This window comes from Coleofasciculus sp. H7-1 (assembly GCF_057473865.1).
In genome coordinates this window covers 246,866-266,408 of sequence record NZ_JBYCCT010000072.1, presented here as the reverse complement: position 1 = coordinate 266,408, position 19,543 = coordinate 246,866, and the positions used below count along the sequence as shown (strand labels likewise).

The following is a 19,543-nucleotide window of genomic DNA, read 5'->3' as shown; positions in this document are numbered from 1 at the left end:
TAAACTGGTAGCCCAGGAACCGATGATTTCACGTAGGATTGCTATATCTGCGGTATCTGCTCTCTAAAAGCCTGCATTGCAGCCGGAAAACGGGCGATGCTTTTTTGATGGGCGAGTCAGCCTCACTCCAAGCTCTTGAAATTCGATCTGAGCGGAACTGCCGAGCATACCCCAGTAAATCCCACTCAGGATAAAAGTTACCTCCATCTGCTTTAACTCGCATTCTGGGGGCGGCAGGACTTGCTCAAGGGAGGCGGCAACATCGGGGTGGGGGATTGATAGAGCTTCATTATCAATCCCGTTCGTAGATATAACTGATGCGCGATCGCTTCTACAGCACCCGGAACTTGTCTTTGGGCTTTACTTCACTTAACTCCTATCTTTTCTGAGTTAGCAAACAGGCGATTTAATTGTTTGCTAATCGTAACTTCCGCCCCAAATACTCGCGAGTAGACTTTGCCTTGAATATCGTGGGAAGTAATATTTGCTACCAACTTAGCCTCGTTGCTGGAAACGACTTCCATAGAAACGTAAAATTTCTCGCCTGCTGGGATAAATTGGAAATGCTCACCATGCTGACACCGTAAAGGCAAACTAGCTGCTTGATAGAAATGCCTTACCCAAATCAACATACATTGAAATTGCACGTCAGCGGCTACAAAATCGAATGTTTCTGCGGGAAACTGTCCCCGCTGCTTTTCATCAAGTTTGGGTAGAACGCATTCCATCGTCAGTGTTTCTGGGGTGATATTTAAGACTTGTTTTACCCCTTTAAAACTTGGCCCATGAAACAAGGTGCCATCCTGATAAGGTGACAGCAACAAAAACTCTTGATTTTGAGTTTGGTCAAATTCATAAGTTGGAGCTTCTGGAATTTTCTTCAGAAGCTTAATTTGACCGCTGTAATGATAGCGGGGTTTTCCTGCTACTTCACTGCGTATAATAGCCAACAATTCAATTCCGTTTTCTTGGCTTTTCTCTATTTCTTTCAATTCCAAAACGTACTCGCTTGCCAAGGTTTCATCGAAGACAATTCCCTTTAAGACTTTGTAGTTTTCACAGCTAAAAAACTTGTGACCAGGATATAGCTGGGCGCTAACATTAGCAAGCCATACAGAAGCACAAACGGTTGGCAATACTGCTTGATTGCCAATTACGTGATCTTGTAAAAAGGGATTCGCTTTCAGGTTTAATTTTCGACGGATTTGGTAAGTACGCAGTTCTGAATCTAACTCTCCAGACGCCGCGACCAAAGGACTACCCACCAAGACTTGTACCGTTTTCCGTTCGCCAAAATCTAGTTCGTCAACTAGCATCTGAGTTCCCACTTCAACGGGAATCACCTCAACGTTGCGTTCGGCAAAAATCTGTTTCAACTCAGGCGTAACCATCCCGCCATCCCACGGTCCCCAATTGAAGGAAACTACATGACAAGAGGGATGTTGGCGCTGGAAGTGATGGGCAAATTTATTGAGAATCTCGTTAGCGATCGCATAATCTGCTTGACCAGTATTCCCGTAAAATCCTGCGGCTGAAGAGAATAACACCAAATGCTCAAGTTGATTCGCATCGACACAACTTAGGAGATTTTCCAAGCCTTTAATTTTGGCAGAGTAAACGGCTTCAAAATCTTGTTCCGTTTTATTCTCAATCAATTTATCTGCCAAATTACCAGCGCCATGAATGATTCCTGTAATGGTTCCGAAACGCTGGACTGCATGGGTTAGTTTTTCCTGTAAAGCGATCGCGTCGGTAATGTCTGCGCTGAGGTATTCTGCTTGACCACCAGCGATCGCGATCGCTTGCAGCGTTCCGGCGATGTCTCGTTGCGCTGAAATCGCCTTAAGTACCTTTTGGACTTTGACTGGGGTGGGTTTCTCTCCTCGTGCAGCAATATCTGTCATGATGCGCTTTTTCAGCTCAAATTCATCAACACAATCTTTTGCCCATGATGGTTCCGGGTTGATGGCTGAGCGACCGAGGAGGATAAACTTACAACGGTAGCGTTGCGCTAGTTTTATAACACATTGTGCTGTGATTCCGCGTCCGCCACCGCTGACGAGAAACACTGAAGATGGAGTTATTTTATTTGCACCGTTAACTTTCCGAGAAACGGCACACATATCGCCGACAATGGTGTTTCGACCAAGCGAACTATACCCAACTTCTACTAGCAATCGATTGGGGTCGTGAAGTTCGGCGATAATCGTTTGGGCGACAGATTCTGCATCCAGTTCTGGACTTAAATCTATAGCACGACAAAACACCCGTTCCCATTCCAGGTTTAGGGTTTTAGTTAAGCCAAACAAACCTCCACTAATAACGCTATCGGTTTTTTGTCCCACACCAAATTCCCCATCCAGGTGGGTTACGGTAAGGAAACAACTGCGTCCCTTGCGTGCTGCTTCATTCAGGGATTTTTTCAGGTGTTTGGCAATCAGAAAAATCTGCTTGAGGATGGCTTTTTCTGATTGGATGTTAAGCAAATTATCTGAAAAATGCCCAATTGCCGGATGCAGATGGATGAACGCGCCGATGGGACCATAACTGGTAGCGATCGCCATCAGCTGTTGTTTCAAATGCTCCTCGCTCAAATCTGCCAGCACCACCCGGCTAATTCCTCCAGGTAACGGTAGCCGTTGGGCAATAACAGATTCGGGAAAGCTTAATACAACCACTTTCCACCCTCGGTCTGAAAGAGACTTGACCAATCTGATACTGGCAGGGCTACCGTCATCAGTCAGCAAACAAATGTGATGATCGGGCAAGGTAAAATCCAAATAATCTGCCTCACTCAGAGGTTGGAGCCTCGCCCGACCGCGTTGAATCTTGTGATTTTCAGCTTGCTGCCATTCTGGGGTTAAGTTTTTTTTTCAGCCACCCGCGATTCCTGGCTCATATATTCAACAATTTGAGCGAGGGTGCGAAGTTCAGCTAACTGTTCTGGATTCACTGGCGGCAAATCTGGGAATAACTCCTGCATTGCTCCCAAAATTTCCACCCGCTTGATCGAGTCAATCCCCAAATCCGCTTCCATGTCCATTGAAAGCTCTAGCATTTCCGTGGGGTAGCCAGTCTTCTCACTGACCACTTCTAACAGGGATTGGATCAGAGCATTCGCCTTCTCCTGGGAGACAAATCCGTTTTCTGCCTTCGCTGATGCCGACGTTGGATAGGAAACCTCCACCTCTATTGATGGAGCTTTGTTGCCCATATATTCAACAATTTGAGCGAGGGTGCGGAGTTCGGCTAACTGTTCTGGATTCACCGGCGGCAAATCTGGGAATAACTCCTGCATTGCTCCCAAAATTTCCACCCGCTTGATCGAGTCAATCCCCAAATCCGCTTCCATGTCCATCGAAAGCTCTAGCATTTCCGTGGGGTAGCCAGTCTTCTCACTGACCACTTCTAACAAGGATTGGATCAGGGGGGTCAAATCCACCGGCGCTGTTACGGACGCACTAGGGTTCTTTTCGATGAAAGATGGCGCAACTTCTGCCTGCTCTACTTGAGCGATTTGATTTTGCAGGCTGTTTGTCTCTACTTGGCGAACCTGGGCTGGCTGCGAACCGTTGCTGGAAACGGGTTGGGAAATTACTGGCACCGATGTAGGGACGGTCTCTGGGGCGGCTAGCCCAGAAACCACCAGATTATCCGGCGTCGGCACGACAGTCGTAGCAGTGGGGGCAACAACCGAATACTGTGGTTTATCAGTCCCTTGTCCGTTCTGCCCTTGTTCAAAGTTCCGAACCGGCGCTATTGACGCCTGACCATTCACAACTGACCCATTCGCAGCATTGCTAGCGCCCAAAAGGGAATAATGTTGCTGCATGAGCTGGAAAAATCTTTGGGAATATTCCAGCTGATTTTTCAGGTATTGTTCGTGGACTTGCTGGCTTGCAGCTTGATGCTCGTGAAAACGCATCATGTTGCGCTCTAAACTTTCTAGAAGACCCTGGTTATTTAGAGAAGATTGTGGCATTGGTTGCGCCTCTGATTTGGTTGCGGGTGGAACTGGTATCGGCTTTGGCATTTTGACTAAGGGAATTACGGGTTGAGGACTAGGGGCTGGGACTATGTGTGGTGTTTGTTTCGGGACTGAAGATTTCTTCGGCTCCGGTGTCGATTTCCCATTCCTGTTTTCCCTTTCTGGATTTCCCTTGATTTGGTGTCCGTTTTGCAAAGCTTGTTCAAAAGCAGCTTTGGTTTTTTCACTGACATAGTTAGCGCCGTTTAAAGGCACATTCAATCTCTTCTTTTGCTGAGAATTGGATGTTTTTGGTTTAACTAGGTAAGGATCGAGGTGATGTAAAGGCAAGCCAGCCACGCGCAACTGAACAAAGGCTTCGCACAACTGGCGCTGGCTATCTCCTTTGCTACTGGCATTCAAAGCGATCGCCAAATGGGGTCGATCTTCAAGGATATTCTTCACCAGATTGGTCAGGATATTCCTGGGTCCAAATTCAACAAAGAAATATCCCCCAGCTGCGTAAATATTTTCAACCTCCTGCTTAAAATGGACAGGATTGAGAATATGTGCAGCTAAGGTTTGCCTGATGGTATGGGAATTGTCTGGATAAAGATTTCCGGTTGTATTGGAGTATACCGGGATTTTAGGTTGATTGAAAGTGACTCGATCCAGCACCTCAGCAAACCGTTTTTGAGCGTGAGCGACAAACGGTGAATGAAAAGCTGCCGAAACGGGTAGTAAAACCACCGAATACCCAAGATGCTCCAATTTCTGCTGGGCTTTGGCGATTTCCCACTTTGCTCCCGCTAACACCACCTGATTGTTAGAGTTCCAGTTAGCAATGGTGATTTTGGGGAAATTCTCGACAACTTCTTTGACTTTATGGATATCCCCTTTCACCGCCAGCATCATGCCTGTATCGACTTTGGGATCGTCGTGGAATGCCATCGCTTGACCTCTGGCTTTGACGAGGAAAAAGTAATCCTCGTCATTCAGAACGCCCGCCGCCCAAAGCGCTGTCAGTTCCCCGAAGCTGTGCCCTGCCACAAAATCAGGCTTGAACCCTGCCTGTTCTAGAATCTTGTAGAGACCAAAACTAAAGACACCAATTGCTGGTTGGGCATTTTCGGTTTTTTGCAATGCCGCAATTTGGGCATCCTTTTGGGCGTTGTCAAAAACAGGACAAGGGAAAACGACTTGGGAAATAGCTGGCAACCCATTTTTGCCCAGGTATTTGTCCATATCGCTGTAGGCTTGGCGAAGTTGAGGGAAGTTAAGGACGAGTTCCTTACCCATCTCCAAATACTGCGAACCTTGCCCCGAAAACAGCGCCACTACCTTCCCTTGGGGGTTCAGGCTAGTTTTGCGGTAATAGATTCCTTTGGGATGCTCCCACGATTGGGCTGTTGCCTTGTTTTTCAGTAAGTCAATCGTAATCTGCAATAATTCACGCGCCTCTGTGGCTGAGGCGGCGACAAATCCCACTCTGGCTGAGGCAACGGGAATTTTTAAAGTAGCAGCGGTGACAAGTTCTGTGTAATGTTGTGTGCCGCCATCGCCTGCCAATTGCGACTCTATGGTTTCACACTTAGCTAATAATTCTCCTACTGTTGGAGCGCACAGCAGAATTGTCGCTGGCGTACTGTGGAAACGATAAGCCTGCTGATGTTCGCTTTGATATTCTTCCAGGACGACATGATAATTCGTGCCTCCAAAGCCAAAAGCACTGACTCCTGCTCTTCTTGGCGTTTCATCATCAATGCCAATCCAGGGTCGGGTTTCGGTATTCAAATAAAAGGGTGAGTCTTCTATTTTAAGTTTAGGGTTGGGTTGGGTGATATTAATCGTGGGGGGTAATATCTTGTGGTGCAAAGCCAAAGCCGTTTTGATGAGGCTCGCTGCACCTGCTGTTGCTTTTGTATGTCCAATCTGAGACTTAACGCTCCCCAGGGCAATATATTGTTTTTGGGGGTTGTTTTGGCTAAAAACTTCATTTAAGCCTGCAAACTCTGTCGGATCGCCAGCGATGGTTCCTGTACCATGAGCTTCAATCAGACCGACTGTTGAGGGTGCAAATCCAGCATCTTCATAAGCTCGACGCAACGCTACAGCTTGCCCTTCCGAACGGGGGGCATAAATGCTTTTAGATTTGCCATCGCTGGAGGTGCCCATTCCCTTGATGACGGCATAGATGCGATCGCCATCTCGTTCGGCATCTTCAAGACGCTTGAGTACGATCATCCCCATGCCTTCACCCAACAGCATCCCGTCGGAATTTATATCGAAGGGACTAGAATTCTCTTGTTTAGAAAAGGCAGGCGTTTTACTAAAGCACATATACATGAAGATCGAATTGTCGGCATCCACACCGCCCGCAATCATCATGTCGCTACGATACTCGGTCAATTCACTCAGCGCCATCCGCAGGGCGCTTAACGAACCGGCACAGGCTGCATCTACAACACAGTTAATTCCTCCTAAATCCAGCCGGTTGGCAATTCGTCCGGCAATCACGTTACCCAGCATGCCTGGAAAAGAATTTTCTTCCCAGCCAATATAGGCGAGTTTGATTTTCTCGATAATCTTTTGGGTGTCTTCGTCAGATACACCACTGCTTTTGAGAACCTTCTCCCAAATGGGATATTGCAAACGGGTGGTTAGGGGTGTAATCAGTTTTTGCCCTCCACCCACACCCAGAATGACCCCCGTGCGTCCCCGATTAAAATCCCTGGACTCACCGTAACCAGCGTCTTCCATTGCCTGTTTGGCAACCACCAACGAGAGCATTTGGGCGACATCTGTCACCTCCAGAATATTGGGAGGTAGCCCAAATTCCATCGGATCAAAATCAATATCCGGGATGAATCCGCCTCGTTTGCAATAGGTCTTATCTGGTGCCTTGGGATCTGGGTCATAGTAGTCATCAATCCGCCAGCGCGAGGGAGGAACATCAGAGATACAATCGATTTTAGTAACGATATTTTCCCAATACTCTTCTAAAGTCCTGGCTTGCGGAAAAATGCAACCCATTCCGATAATCGCCACAGGTGTTTGTTGCAGCTGCCGTTTAATTTTGTTGTTTATCAATGATTTATCAGACTTCATTCCTCAACCTGACTTCTTGTGACGTTCCTGGTTCAAAGGGTTATGATACCAAGTTATTCCGCTTTAGTGTAGTTGTATATCCACTCAAGTTAAACCTGTGGAAGTTTGTTGTTTATTTTTACATGGGTGGGTACACCCAGCTCCATATTCTCAGCATGGGCAAAAGCTTTGTAGGCTGCACAGAGATGGGTAAAACAGGAATTTAAATAATAGCAATTTCAGTACCTTGAAGCAAGTTAATTATTCTAACAATTTTTGTTACAATACCTTTTTTATGCTAAAATAGCCTTATTTTTTCAAAAATCCTTACCAAGCCTTGGTTACAGGGTATAAAGCTAAGGGATCGAGTTAAAAAAATTTTTAGGGGTTAAAACCGAGGTACAGCAAAAGTTAGAGTATTTAAAATTGCTAATTTAGAATCGTAAGTACGCTAGAGCTACAGGTTTCAGTTTTTTATAATTTAAATTTGAAAACGTAAAAAAGTGTGTTTTTTAGATTTTCTGATTGCAAAAGTTACAAAATCTAGGTAAATTGCTTTTCGATTTTCGTTTTTATAAATAAACGGGAAAAGCCAGAAAATGCAGTTTTTGACTTAGTAAGTGTTACAGCAAAAATAAGGTTGATTTTCGTTTTAATAGCTGTATTTATTGTCATATATGAGTAGAAACTTGAAAAAAAATGTGGTGTTATTAACTCTTACGCCAATCAAAGTGTGCTTACACCTAGCTATTTCATCTCCAGCTATGTGTAAGGGCAATTACAAAAGTGTTGCAATGCCCCCGTTTCTTGTGAATATTTGTGCTGTAGTTTATAATGTCTCTCCAGCAGAAATGCGATTCGCGCTGAGGAATTGGCGGACTGGCTTGGCGTTTATTTTTTAGTGAAAACTTGAGTTTAATGATTGCGTACAATCAAGACTCTTAAACCATCAAGCAAACAACGTCCTTCAATCAGGACGGTCTGTGAATCAAGCAATCAAACAATAGTTACGCCTACACATTATTACTGGATTACTCCGCTCCAATCTCGCCAAATTTTGGCGACCACCAATTACCTTTCTTACTCTCAAAAAATGCTACTTCTTTACATTTATTTTGTCTGGTTTTAGAGTTAGAGCAGCGCAACATCACCTTATCTTGACCATTTTTGTTGTACTTGTAACGCTCTAAGGGAGAGCCACAAATCGGACAAGAATGCTGAGAAGGCGTATTAGGACGCGGCGGATTTTTGCGCTTAGAGTCAGGCAATTCATACTCTAGCGTGGACACGTTAAAAAACATCACAGCACCACAGCCATGATTACGCTCATCACAGCTCAAGAAATGGTCTGTTTGGAGTTTTTTAGACTTCGAGTAAACCCTCGTCATCGGATGTTTGCATTTCGGACACCGAATATTAGTGAGTTCAGACCGAGTATCAGTGGGTTCATTAACAGGTTGAGTGACGTTAACTCGACTTTGATTCGTTACAGTCGGCATAGAAGAGGGAATTTTTGCCCCGGCTTTCTTTAGCGCTGGGGCAAAATAGTCGCGGTTCCAGCTAGTCAAATACTTTTGCCAGTCCAGCTTACCGTGAGCGATCGCATCCAATTCCCGCTCCATCTTTGCCGTAAAATCTGCACTAATCAGCTCAGGTAACACCCGACCCAAAAACTCATCAACTTCCATCCCTAGCTGGGTAGGAACGAGCAACCCCTTGTTCAGAACCACATACTCCCGCTCTTTCAAAGTCTTTACAGTCGGGGCATAGGTGCTAGGACGCCCTATCCCCTGTTTCTCCATCACCTGAACCAACTTAGACTCAGAATAGCGGGATGGTGGCATCGTCTGCTTCCGATCGGCACCCGCATGGGTACAGGTAAGCGGTTGTCCCTCTTTCAGAGTCGGCAACACTTGGTCTGAACCAATATCCCGCCAGTAGCGCAGATAGCCTTCAAACTGTAGCACCTGACCCAAAGCTTGCCAAGTGACGCTACCAGATTTCGTGACAATTCTCGTCTTCAGGAGTCGTGCTGCTTGGCATAGAGAAGCGATCGCTCGTCGCCAGATCAAGTCATACAACCCAGCTTCTTCTGGTGTTAACTCTGCTTTAATTACGGATGGTAGCCTGGTAATCTCTGTCGGTCGAATTGCCTCGTGTGCTTCCTGGGAAAGTGCTGCACTTTTGCGAACAGTCGCCGTTTCAGGGACATTCTCTGGGTCATTTTGCTCCAGATACTTCCGCACCGAAGCGCAAAACTCCTCAGATAAAGTTGGGCTATCTGTACGCATATAGGTGATGTATCCTTGCTCGTACAGCTTTTGCGCCACTTGCATTGTCTTCTCTGGATTCAGCTTTAGACGCGCTCCTGCTGCTTGCTGAAGGGAACTGGTGGTAAATGCGGCGGGTGGTTTTTTGAAACTCACTTTACCTTGTGTGCTGACTACCTGATGAGGATGACTCTTAGCTGTCGCCACCAGTTGATCCGCCTGAGTTTGTGTGGTCACTCTGGTTCCTTCAGCGGCTTTTTTGCGGTCAGGAGACTCAGAATCATCGGTTTCCTCTACTTCAGGCTCATCGGAGCGATTGACTTGTCCTGCATAAAAGGCTCGGAAACCCTCGGCGTAGTCAACGTAAACAGACCAGTAATCTTCAGGGACGAAGGCTGTAATCGCTCTCTCGCGATCGCATAGCAGGTGCAAGGTAGCGCTTTGAACCCGACCGACTGACTTGGCTCCGTTTTTGAGCGACCAAACTAGAGGGGAGCCTCTGAAGCCAACGAGCTTGTCGAGACACGTCCTCAAAAGAGCTGCATCTACTAGATTCTGGTCAAGGGGACGGGGTTTGTTAATAGCTTTTTTAATCGCAGTTTCTGTAATCTCGCTCGTCACCACTCGCCGGGGATTCTTAACTTTGAGTTCTCGTGCTAGATGCCAAGAAATTACCTCGCCTTCCCGGTCTGGGTCTGTTGCAAATATCACTTCGGTTGCTGATTTGACGGCTTGTTTCAGTTCTGTGAGAACCTTTTTGCCTCGGTCGCCACGAGGGACAAATCGACAAGTAACGCGATCGCCTGATAGGTCAAATCCCAGTGCATCTTCCCCGTCTTTAGCCAGCTCAACAACATGACCCACGCTTGCCATTACTCGGTAGCCAGAACCAAGGCTTTTCTGCCATTTCTGCCGTTTGCCAGGACTTTCTATCAAAACAAGTTTCATACTCTGTCCTCCAAAAATTTTTAATTCTTGCTTTAAGAAGGATGACTTAGCAAGGCATTTTAGGGTATAAGCTACTTGCTGCATGAACTCAGGTAAATGACAAATTCACCTCCCCCCGATCCACGTTCCTCTCGGCTTGGCTTTGATGATTTGATTGGCATTGTTGTTGCCTTCAGCGTGATTGGCACGATTTTCTTCTGGTCGATAGGTAGAAGGGAGCCAGGGTTGAATTTGACCGGATTTCCGACTCCTGACGCCACAGCGAGTCCAACGCCAGCAGCGCCGCTACCAACGGTGATACCAGGAGAATCGCCCACCCAACAAACGGTTCCGACACCTGCTTCAACGAACGACCCAAACCGAACGCTACTCATACCGGACGAGCCAAACACGGTATCGAGAGGCATCCCGATTATTCCCGTACCAGTACCCGCGCCTTCCGCCCCAGCGCCGTCAGTCGCCCCCGCCACAGTAGCCGCGCCTTCTGCGCCAGCTAAAGCGATCAACTTTTCCGATATTCCCGATAATTACTGGGCGCGTCCTTACATTCAAGCGCTGGTTGAGCGCAACATCCTCGCGGGTTTCACCGATGGCACTTTTCGCCCCGATCAACCGATCACGAGGGCGGAATTTACGGCTCCGTTGCGGAAAGCTTTTGGTCAAAAACCGGCTCAGAATGCTTTGAACTTTAAAGATGTCCCCTCTGGGTACTGGGCTGAACCAGGAATCAAGCAAGCTGTGGCAACGGGTTTTTTAAAAGGATATCCGGGAAATCAGTTTCTACCAAACCAAGAAATTCCTAGAGCGCAAGTTTTGGTTGCCCTTGCCAGCGGCTTAGGGCTTAAACCGCCGTCCGATCCTGCTAAAGTTTTACAGACTTATCAAGATACCAATCAGATTCCTCAGTATGCGACAAAAGGTGTAGCAGCGTCTACGGCAGCCGGTCTTGTGATTAACTATCCGAATCAAAACTTGCTCAAACCGAATCAGGCTGCGACTCGTGCTGAGGTAGCTGCTGCAATTTATCAAGCTCTAGTACAAGCCGGACAAGCAGAACCGATTCCCTCTCCAGCCGTTGTGCAGCCACAATGAAGAAACCATTGTAGGGGTATGGCATTGTTCATTTGAGCGAAGCGTTTGGTGCGTGTCATCAAATCAGGACTTACGCAAAGCTTATAAATATAGTGTTTTGTAGGGGCAATCCCCCTGTGGTTGCCCCCAAATGTGGTGATGTTGCGTAAGTCCTGCAAATTCAGTTTTGGAAGTTGCGATCGCCTTTATACTCGGATAGCTCGGCGAGTTCTTCTAAAGAAAGCAGACCTGAGTAACGCCGACCCTTAATTTCCCAGGTGGGAAAGCCTTTGACTTTTGCCTTGCTGCACAGGTCTGGACGCGGATTTTTACCATTAGCATCGCACTCAATGTAGTTTATATAGCTAAGTGCCTCTTTTGGAAACATTTCTTTCTGTTTTGTGCAGTAAGGGCACCAATATGCGCCGTAAAATTTGGCTTTGATGCGTTTCAAGTGGCGTGCTAAACCCACTTCTGCCGTAGTAGCGATCGCGCGATTGGAGGATTGGGTTGGCTGGAGTGCTGATTCTGCAAGCGGATCGGATGAACAGCCAGCCATTAATGTCAGTAGAGCGATCGCTGTAGTGCGGATAATGACCGCGCTGAGGTCAAATCTTTGAAGTTGCATAGCTATCAGTTGGGTAGATGTTTGGCAATCAGCAAAGTTTACCTTTTGTTTTCATACCATTTTGCTTTACCATTGCCCGATTTAAATTTCTGCAACTACCTATAAATAGAGACACAATAAATCGCGTCTCTACAATCTAAACTCAAAAATGATATAGCAATCCTATTTGAGTTGTGCGCGAGTATTCGCCTTAGTGTAGAGACGCGATTAATCGCGTCTCTACGATTAATCGCGTCTCTACGATTAATCGCGTCTCTACGATTAATCGCGTCTCTACAGGGGTTCGCAAATCAAATAGGTATAGCAATCCTATTTGATTTGCGAGATACCAGCGGTTCAGATCCCCGACTTCGTAAAAGTTGCCTTAGGATCTCGCCTTCATTGAGGATTGCTATAGTAAGCCTTAGCGACCATCAACTGACCAGTGAGGCGGGTCATTTGCTAGCTTAAATACACCATAAGATGCACCCACACTATAGAGAGCCGTATTGTTGGCACCATTCGTGGGAGCGCCAATATTAACAATAGTGCCATCTCTCTTTTTAATTTTCATAATTCCTTCCCAGGTAATGTTCCAATCGATGGCTAGCCTTTCAGTATGGCGAGATTTTAGAGCAACCGGATTACCACCAATCCCGAATTCATCCACCATCAGTTGTGCGGCTTGCACGGATACAGCGTTCGTATAATGTACCCATTCAATGTCAACTCCCGCCATGTTTGGCACATTTTCTGCTCTAATTTCTCCTCGACTAATTCTAGCCGAATAGTGCATCATGTAGGCTCGTTGCGGAGGTCGATAGGTAGCGGCGATAACGGTTTGGGCCCCCGCATCAATTAAAGCTTTTTGAAAAGCTGTGACTTTTTCTCGGAAAGGTGAAGCTAAATCAGAAATCGAGCGGCTAGTCGGAAAGCTTTCATACCAATGCGGGCCACTCAGGCGAAATCTAATTCTTTTGGCATAGGCGTTCAGGATATCTATTGCTGGAATAAAATCTGCGCCTAATTTCTGCTTAGTAGTTGCAGAAAGTAGATCCTCCAATTCACCACGCAAGCGCACATCCCTTTGCAAATAAGCTTGGGCTAACCCTTGGTTACTTCTAGCTCCAAAGTCTCCATCTACTGTTAAGTCTGGAACCAATATTGTATTCAAGCTCTTTTGTAAATCTTTAACCTCTGCCTCACCAAAGCGCAGATAAGCGAGCAAAAGTGCCGCCGTAAGATTCGGAACTTTATAAATAAAACCGTCGCTCAAAGCTTTGGTGTAGGTGGTATTATCCACAACTCCATTGACCGGCAAGTTATTTCTTTGCTGATAACTGCGGGTAGCTATATCGCTGATCTTGCCAAAGTCTCCATCAACAGTTCCTATCGGATAATCAGCTTCTTTTAAAAAGCGTTGCCAAGCACTAACTGCCGCTCCATTAGAGCCGATTTTGAGTGTGGGCAATTTCAGCGCAGTGATATTAAAAGCCATAGATTTCACCTAAATTGAATATTGCTAAGTTTCTTCGTTAATTAGCCTAGAGAAAGCCATTGATCAAGTCTAGCTTTTGGGCTGTTTTAACGCTAACAGAAAACGCAGTTACTGAGAGTTACACTACTGGCGCGATACAGCTTACATTCTATAACTTGATGCCCAAGAGATTTCAATGATATAACTTTAGTTCTTACTTCCATCTTCCTGTGTAATCCTTTGGCTCCAGTATCAGGAGGCACATTATGTCCGATATCAATTCCATACTTCATGATAATTAGTGGTTAGTTCAGGAGCTGGCTTTTCTGTCAAAGTAAATTTTCTCAAATTTGAGGCAGCTTTTCTAGTAAAACCTCTACCTAATCTACTGTCCAGTTTTCAAATAAAATATTGTTACAAATTGCTACAATATTTAATTGAATCTTATCATCTTAGAGATTCTACCGGCTAATTTGAAACCGTTGCTGATTTATCAGGAAAAAATCGAAAGAGAACTAATATGAATTCCGGATTTTATCTCATCGGTTGTGGATCATCCGGTAACTGATGTTCGCTTTTTTAATCAGGAGACTTTATGGCAGACTCTGGAAAATCTCGGATGCGCGATCGCACGCCAGACGATGTAATAATTCAGGCACAGGCGCGAGAACCCATTACAGACCCCAGCCTGGGCATTTCCGTTGAAGTGAATAGACAAGGCACTCCCCAGCATCGGCTGGTCACGATTGGGGACTCTCTCTCACACGGCTTTCAAAGTGGGGCAATCTTTAATACTAGCCTCTCCTATCCCATGATGATTGCCAAGGAAATGGGCTGGTCTCACCAGATGCGTTATCCCACCTACGAAGGGCCAAGAGATGGGTTTCCGCTCAACCTAGAAAATCTGGCTCGACAACTCGATCGGGAGTTTGGCGACATCAACTGGTTGGATTTCGCCCCGGCGCTGTTGTTTATCCGCCGCTACATGGACGATGTAGAAGATTATTGGGAACGTGACGCAGGCTCCCGCTTCCCAATTCAACGAGGGATTAATCACAACCTGGCAGTCTATGGGTGGGATTTGCGGAATACCCTGTCGCGCACTGCGGACATTTGCCTAGACATCATTCGGAAAAATCCGCCTAAAGACGATTATCTCCGGCAGGTTGTCGAGTATCATAACGAACGCGCTGCCATCCGAGTTTTGAATTCGGCACGAGATGCACAAGGCAACGCGCTGACACCACTGCAAGCGGCAGCAGCACTGGGTGCTGAGGGGATGCAAGAAACTGGCGATGGAGACGGCATTGAAACGCTGGTTGTTGTCATCGGTGGCAATAATGCGCTGGGTAGTATTCTGACATTCAAGGCGGCTTGGAGCGCTGAAGGTTATGACGATATGGCGGTCAACGATCGCTATACTGTCTGGCGTCCAATTCACTTTAAGGCTGAACTGGACAAGTTAGTTGAGGAAGTTAAGCAAATCCGCGCTCGCCATGTAATTATGGCAACGATTCCTCACGTCACCATCGTTCCTTTTGCCCGTGGTATCAATAAAAATAAAGAGGGGGAAAAAGCGAAGCCAGGATCTCGATACTTCCCTTACTACTCGTTGCCTTGGCTTACCGAAGAAGAATTCGATCCCAATAAGCACCCGTACCTGACAGAGGATGAGGCACGAGCCATCGATAGTGCCATTGACCAGTACAACGACTCTATAACCGATGCGGTGCGCGAGGCTCGACAAGAAGGCAGAGATTGGTATCTGTTTGAAATGGCTGGATTACTGGATCGCTTGGCATCCAGGCGCTATATTCAAGACCCCGACGCCAGACCGACTTGGTGGGATGAAGTGGGTGGTCAGTACGAGTTGCCACCTGAGCTTCAAGCGCTTTCACCCGTACCAGACTCCCGCTTTTTTAAATCTGATGCAACGGGTCGCACCCAAGGCGGCTTATTCTCTCTGGATGGCATTCATCCCACCACTATTGGCTATGGCATCATGGCGCAGGAGTTGATCGAGATTATGCACAAGAATGTGGGTGTCAAGTTTTATGAAAGCGATGGGAAAACTGAGCGGACTGGTGACATCAAAGTTGATTTTAATCGCTTGATTGCCCTGGATACGCTGATTTCTAACCCACCGCGATCGCTCTCCAATGCTCAGAGTTTAATCGGTTTGATTGATAAGAACTTTAATATCTTCAGCCGGATGCTCACAGGTAGTTACTAAAAGCAATCGGAGGGTTGGGGTGGGATTGGGCGTCCCATCGCTAAGGTTCCTGCTTAAGATCGAAAGTAGGAACCTTTAGGATCTCTGGGCATGAAACGCATTGTTCTAATTGCTGGATTTGAATCTTTCAACGCTGACCTGTATCGTAAGGCAGCGCATTTGGCTCAGGCTAGCTGTCCAGAGTTGGATATTCGGGTGTTTAGCGATCGCGCCCTCACAACAGAACCCGCAGCCGTAGAAGCCGCACTCCAAGGGGCAGATGTCTTTTTCGGCAGTCTGCTATTTGATTACGACCAAGTGATGTGGTTGCGCCAAAGGGTGCAAAATATCCCCATTCGCCTCGTCTTTGAGTCAGCCTTGGAATTGATGAGTCTTACTCAGATAGGCGCGTTCAAAATTGGCGATAAGCCCAAGGGAATGCCCAAACCTGTTAAATTCATTCTCGACAAATTTAGCAACGGGCGAGAAGAAGACAAACTTGCTGGTTATATTAGCTTTTTGAAAGTTGGGCCAAAGTTATTAAAATTTGTGCCAGTGCAAAAAGTGCAAGACTTACGCAACTGGCTGATTATTTATGGTTATTGGAACGCTGGTGGAACCGAAAATGTCGCGTCAATGTTCTGGACGCTGGCAGAGAAATATTTGGGATTAAAAGTGGGAGAAATTCCGCCGCCAGTTGAAACTCCAAATATGGGATTACTGCATCCCGATTATCAAGGCTTTTTTGAATCACCAAGGGCATATTTAGATTGGTATCAAAGTAGGGATACAGCAGTGCCGTCTCCCTACTCAACTGTGGGAATTCTGCTTTATCGCAAGCACGTTATCACTAAACAGCCTTACATTCCCCAACTAATTCGCCACTTTGAGAAAGCTGGGTTGATACCTTTGCCAATTTTTATCAATGGCGTCGAAGGTCATGTGGCGGTGCGAGATTGGATGACCACAAACTACGAAATGCAACAGCGACAGCAGGGTAATATTGAAACTTCCTCGCTGTCTGAAGATGCGGTGCCAGTGGATGCAATTGTCTCTACGATTGGCTTTCCCCTCGTCGGTGGCCCTGCGGGGTCGATGGAAGCAGGGCGACAGGTGGAAGTAGCCAAACGCATTCTAACTGCCAAGAATGTACCCTATATCGTCGCTGCACCGCTGCTAATTCAGGATATCCATTCTTGGACGCGGCAGGGTATTGGCGGGTTACAAAGTGTCGTTTTATATGCTTTGCCAGAACTGGATGGGGCAATCGATGCAGTTCCCCTCGGTGGTTTGGTGGGAGAAGATATCTATTTGATTCCAGAACGAGTTCAGCGTTTAACAGGAAGGTTGAAAAAATGGATTTCCCTGCGACAAAAGCCAACTGCTGAACGCAAAATCGCTGTAATTCTGTATGGATTTCCGCCTGGATATGGGGCGACGGGGACAGCGGCTTTATTGAATGTACCGCGAAGTCTAATTAAATTCCTCCACGCCCTCAAAGACCAAGGCTACAATGTTGGGAATATACCGGAAGATGGGGAAGAATTAATCCGCTGGGTGAAAGAAGCGGATGAGAACCCCACCCCAACCCTCCCCGTCAACGGAGGGGCAAGAAGAGATTTAGAAGGGGTAAACACCGTCAATGTCAAAACCCTAGAAAAATGGCTGGGATACCTCCTCACCACCCGCATCGAAAAACAGTGGAAATCCCTCACCGGAACTGGCATCAAAACTTATGGAGATGAATTTCAAATTGGTGGGATACAACTAGGAAATATTTGGATAGGCGTACAGCCACCATTGGGCATTTCCGGCGACCCGATGCGGCTAATGTTTGAGCGCGATTTGACACCTCATCCTCAGTACGCCGCTTTCTACAAGTGGTTGCAAAACGATTTTCAAACTGATGCTGTCGTTCACTTTGGAATGCACGGAACGGTTGAATGGTTGCCGGGATCTCCGCTGGGTAATACGGGCTATTCTTGGTCGGATATTCTGCTAGGAAATATACCCAATCTATATATCTATGCGGCGAACAATCCCTCTGAATCAATGTTGGCAAAGCGGCGCGGCTACGGGGTGCTAATTTCCCATAATGTGCCGCCTTATGGTCGGGCTGGATTGTACAAAGAACTGGTGTCGCTGCGCGATTTAATCTCGGAGTATCGGGAAGACCAAGAGAAGAATTATGCACTCAAGGAAGCGATTTGCAAAAAGATTGTAGATACGGGAATCGATGCAGATTGTCCATTGGAGGATGCCAAACGCTTAGGGATTGACTTCACTGCTGAGAATGCCAGAATGTTTAGTGCAGATGCTTTTAACCGTTATTTGGTGAAGTTGTACGAATATCTGCAAGTTCTGGAAAATCGCTTGTTTTCATCTGGTTTGCACACGCTGGGAGAACCTCCAACTCCAGAAGGATTAATTAGCTATTTGGATGCTTGTTTTGAATTGTCGAAAGAAATTGTTGAGGCAGTTGCTAAGGGTGCAGACAAACCGGCAGCATTGTCAGCATACTGGGAATACCTACACGAAACATATCCGAATGTCATATTTCGCATCAATCCTAACCTTCCAGAGTTGATAGATGAAGCTATAAAAATCCGTGATTTATTGCTACAAAACAGTGATGAACTCACTAATCTGTTGCGGGGACTTAATGGTGAATATATTCCGCCTGCACCGGGTGGCGATTTGTTGCGGGATGGTGCTGGTGTGTTGCCAACGGGTAGGAATATTCATGCTTTAGATCCCTATCGGATGCCTTCACCAGCAGCTTATGAAAGGGGTCGAGAAATTGCTAGAAAAATTATCGCCCAGCATCTGAAGGAAAATGGTTCTTATCCTGAAACTGTGGCGGTAATGTTGTGGGGATTAGATGCGATTAAAACGAAGGGCGAATCTCTGGGAATTTTGCTGGAATTAGTGGGTGCTGAACCTATTAAGGAAGGTACTGGTAGAATTGTTCGTTATGAGTTGAAACCTTTAGCAGAAGTCGGTCATCCGCGTATTGATGTGCTGGCGAATCTTTCTGGCATTTTCCGCGATACCTTTATCAACATTATTGAATTGTTGGATGACTTATTCCAACGCGCCGCTGATGCTGATGAACCGGAAGACCAAAACTTTATCCGCAAACACGCTTTAGCTTTGAAATCTCAAGGTGTAGAAAATCCCTCAGCGCGATTATTTTCTAACCCCGCTGGTGATTTTGGTTCGCTGGTAAACGATCGCGTAACCGATGGTAACTGGGAATCTGGCGATGAATTGGGCGATACTTGGCGCGATCGCAATGTCTTCAGCTACGGTAGAAAAGACAAAGGACAAGCTAGACCAGAAATTCTGACGCAGTTGTTGCAAACAAGCGATCGCATTGTCCAAGAAATCGACTCTGTAGAATACGGTCTCACCGATATTCAAGAATATTACGCCAACACTGGCGGCTTGAAAAAAGCCGCAGAAAAACAACGCGGGAAAAAAGTTAGCGCCAGCTTCGTCGAAAGCTTCTCTAAAGACACCACCCCCCGCAACTTAGACGACTTGCTGAGGATGGAGTATCGCACCAAGTTGCTTAACCCGAAATGGGCGGAAGCAATGGCGAATCAAGGTTCAGGTGGTGCTTATGAAATCTCCCAACGCATGACAGCATTAATTGGTTGGGGAGGTACTGTTGATTTTACCGATGATTGGGTATACGACCAAGCAGCAGATACCTATGCTTTAGATGCAGAAATGGCAAATAAATTGCGCGAGGCAAATCCCGAAGCTTTCCGCAATATTGTCGCCAGAATGATAGAAGCAAATGGTCGTGGTTTCTGGCAACCCGATGAGGAGAAGTTGCAGAAACTACGCGAATTGTACGAGTTATCGGAGGCAGAAATCGAAGGTGTAACTGTTTAAA

At 46.4% G+C, this 19,543-nt stretch carries 8 protein-coding genes; 3 read left to right on the top strand and 5 right to left on the bottom strand.

Going from position 1 to position 19,543, the window contains the following annotated elements; translation table 11 throughout:
- Positions 1-365: 365 nt before the first annotated feature.
- From AC2VDX_RS21370 to topA, 3 genes are all read right to left on the bottom strand, one after another.
- Positions 366-2,780 carry an SDR family NAD(P)-dependent oxidoreductase gene (locus AC2VDX_RS21370; RefSeq protein WP_378184608.1) on the bottom strand — a complete coding sequence of 805 codons (2,415 nt, stop codon included), beginning with the start codon at positions 2,778-2,780 and terminating at the stop codon, positions 366-368.
- Positions 2,781-2,860: 80 nt separating this feature from the next.
- Complete coding sequence (locus AC2VDX_RS21365; protein WP_378184607.1) at positions 2,861-7,075, bottom strand: beta-ketoacyl synthase N-terminal-like domain-containing protein; 4,215 nt, start codon at positions 7,073-7,075, stop codon at positions 2,861-2,863.
- A gap of 1,010 nt (positions 7,076-8,085) precedes the next feature.
- The gene (topA, locus tag AC2VDX_RS21360; protein WP_378184606.1) at positions 8,086-10,272 is read right to left on the bottom strand and encodes a type I DNA topoisomerase; all 2,187 of its coding nucleotides are present in this window, start codon (positions 10,270-10,272) and stop codon (positions 8,086-8,088) included.
- 96 nt (positions 10,273-10,368) lie between these two features.
- Between topA and AC2VDX_RS21355 the strand changes: the two genes are divergently transcribed.
- Positions 10,369-11,364 carry an S-layer homology domain-containing protein gene (locus AC2VDX_RS21355; RefSeq protein ID WP_378184605.1) on the top strand — a complete coding sequence of 332 codons (996 nt, stop codon included), beginning with the start codon at positions 10,369-10,371 and terminating at the stop codon, positions 11,362-11,364.
- Positions 11,365-11,524: 160 nt separating this feature from the next.
- Here the strand turns inward: AC2VDX_RS21355 and AC2VDX_RS21350 are convergent, their stop codons facing one another.
- Together AC2VDX_RS21350 and AC2VDX_RS21345 are read right to left on the bottom strand one after the other, a co-directional pair.
- Positions 11,525-11,971, bottom strand: a complete 447-nt coding sequence (locus AC2VDX_RS21350; RefSeq protein WP_378184604.1) for a thioredoxin domain-containing protein — start codon at positions 11,969-11,971, stop codon at positions 11,525-11,527.
- Positions 11,972-12,374: 403 nt separating this feature from the next.
- Positions 12,375-13,448 (bottom strand): peptidoglycan-binding domain-containing protein, encoded by a 1,074-nt coding sequence (locus AC2VDX_RS21345; protein WP_378184603.1) that lies wholly within the window; start codon positions 13,446-13,448, stop codon positions 12,375-12,377.
- A 574-nt stretch (positions 13,449-14,022) separates the two neighbouring features.
- On the opposite strand from AC2VDX_RS21345, the gene AC2VDX_RS21340 reads away from it, so the two are divergent.
- The gene (locus tag AC2VDX_RS21340; protein ID WP_378184602.1) at positions 14,023-15,660 is read left to right on the top strand and encodes a hypothetical protein; all 1,638 of its coding nucleotides are present in this window, start codon (positions 14,023-14,025) and stop codon (positions 15,658-15,660) included.
- A gap of 90 nt (positions 15,661-15,750) precedes the next feature.
- Entirely contained in the window at positions 15,751-19,542 is a 3,792-nt protein-coding gene (gene bchH, locus AC2VDX_RS21335; protein WP_378184601.1) for a magnesium chelatase subunit H, read from the top strand.
- Position 19,543: the final 1 nt, after the last annotated feature.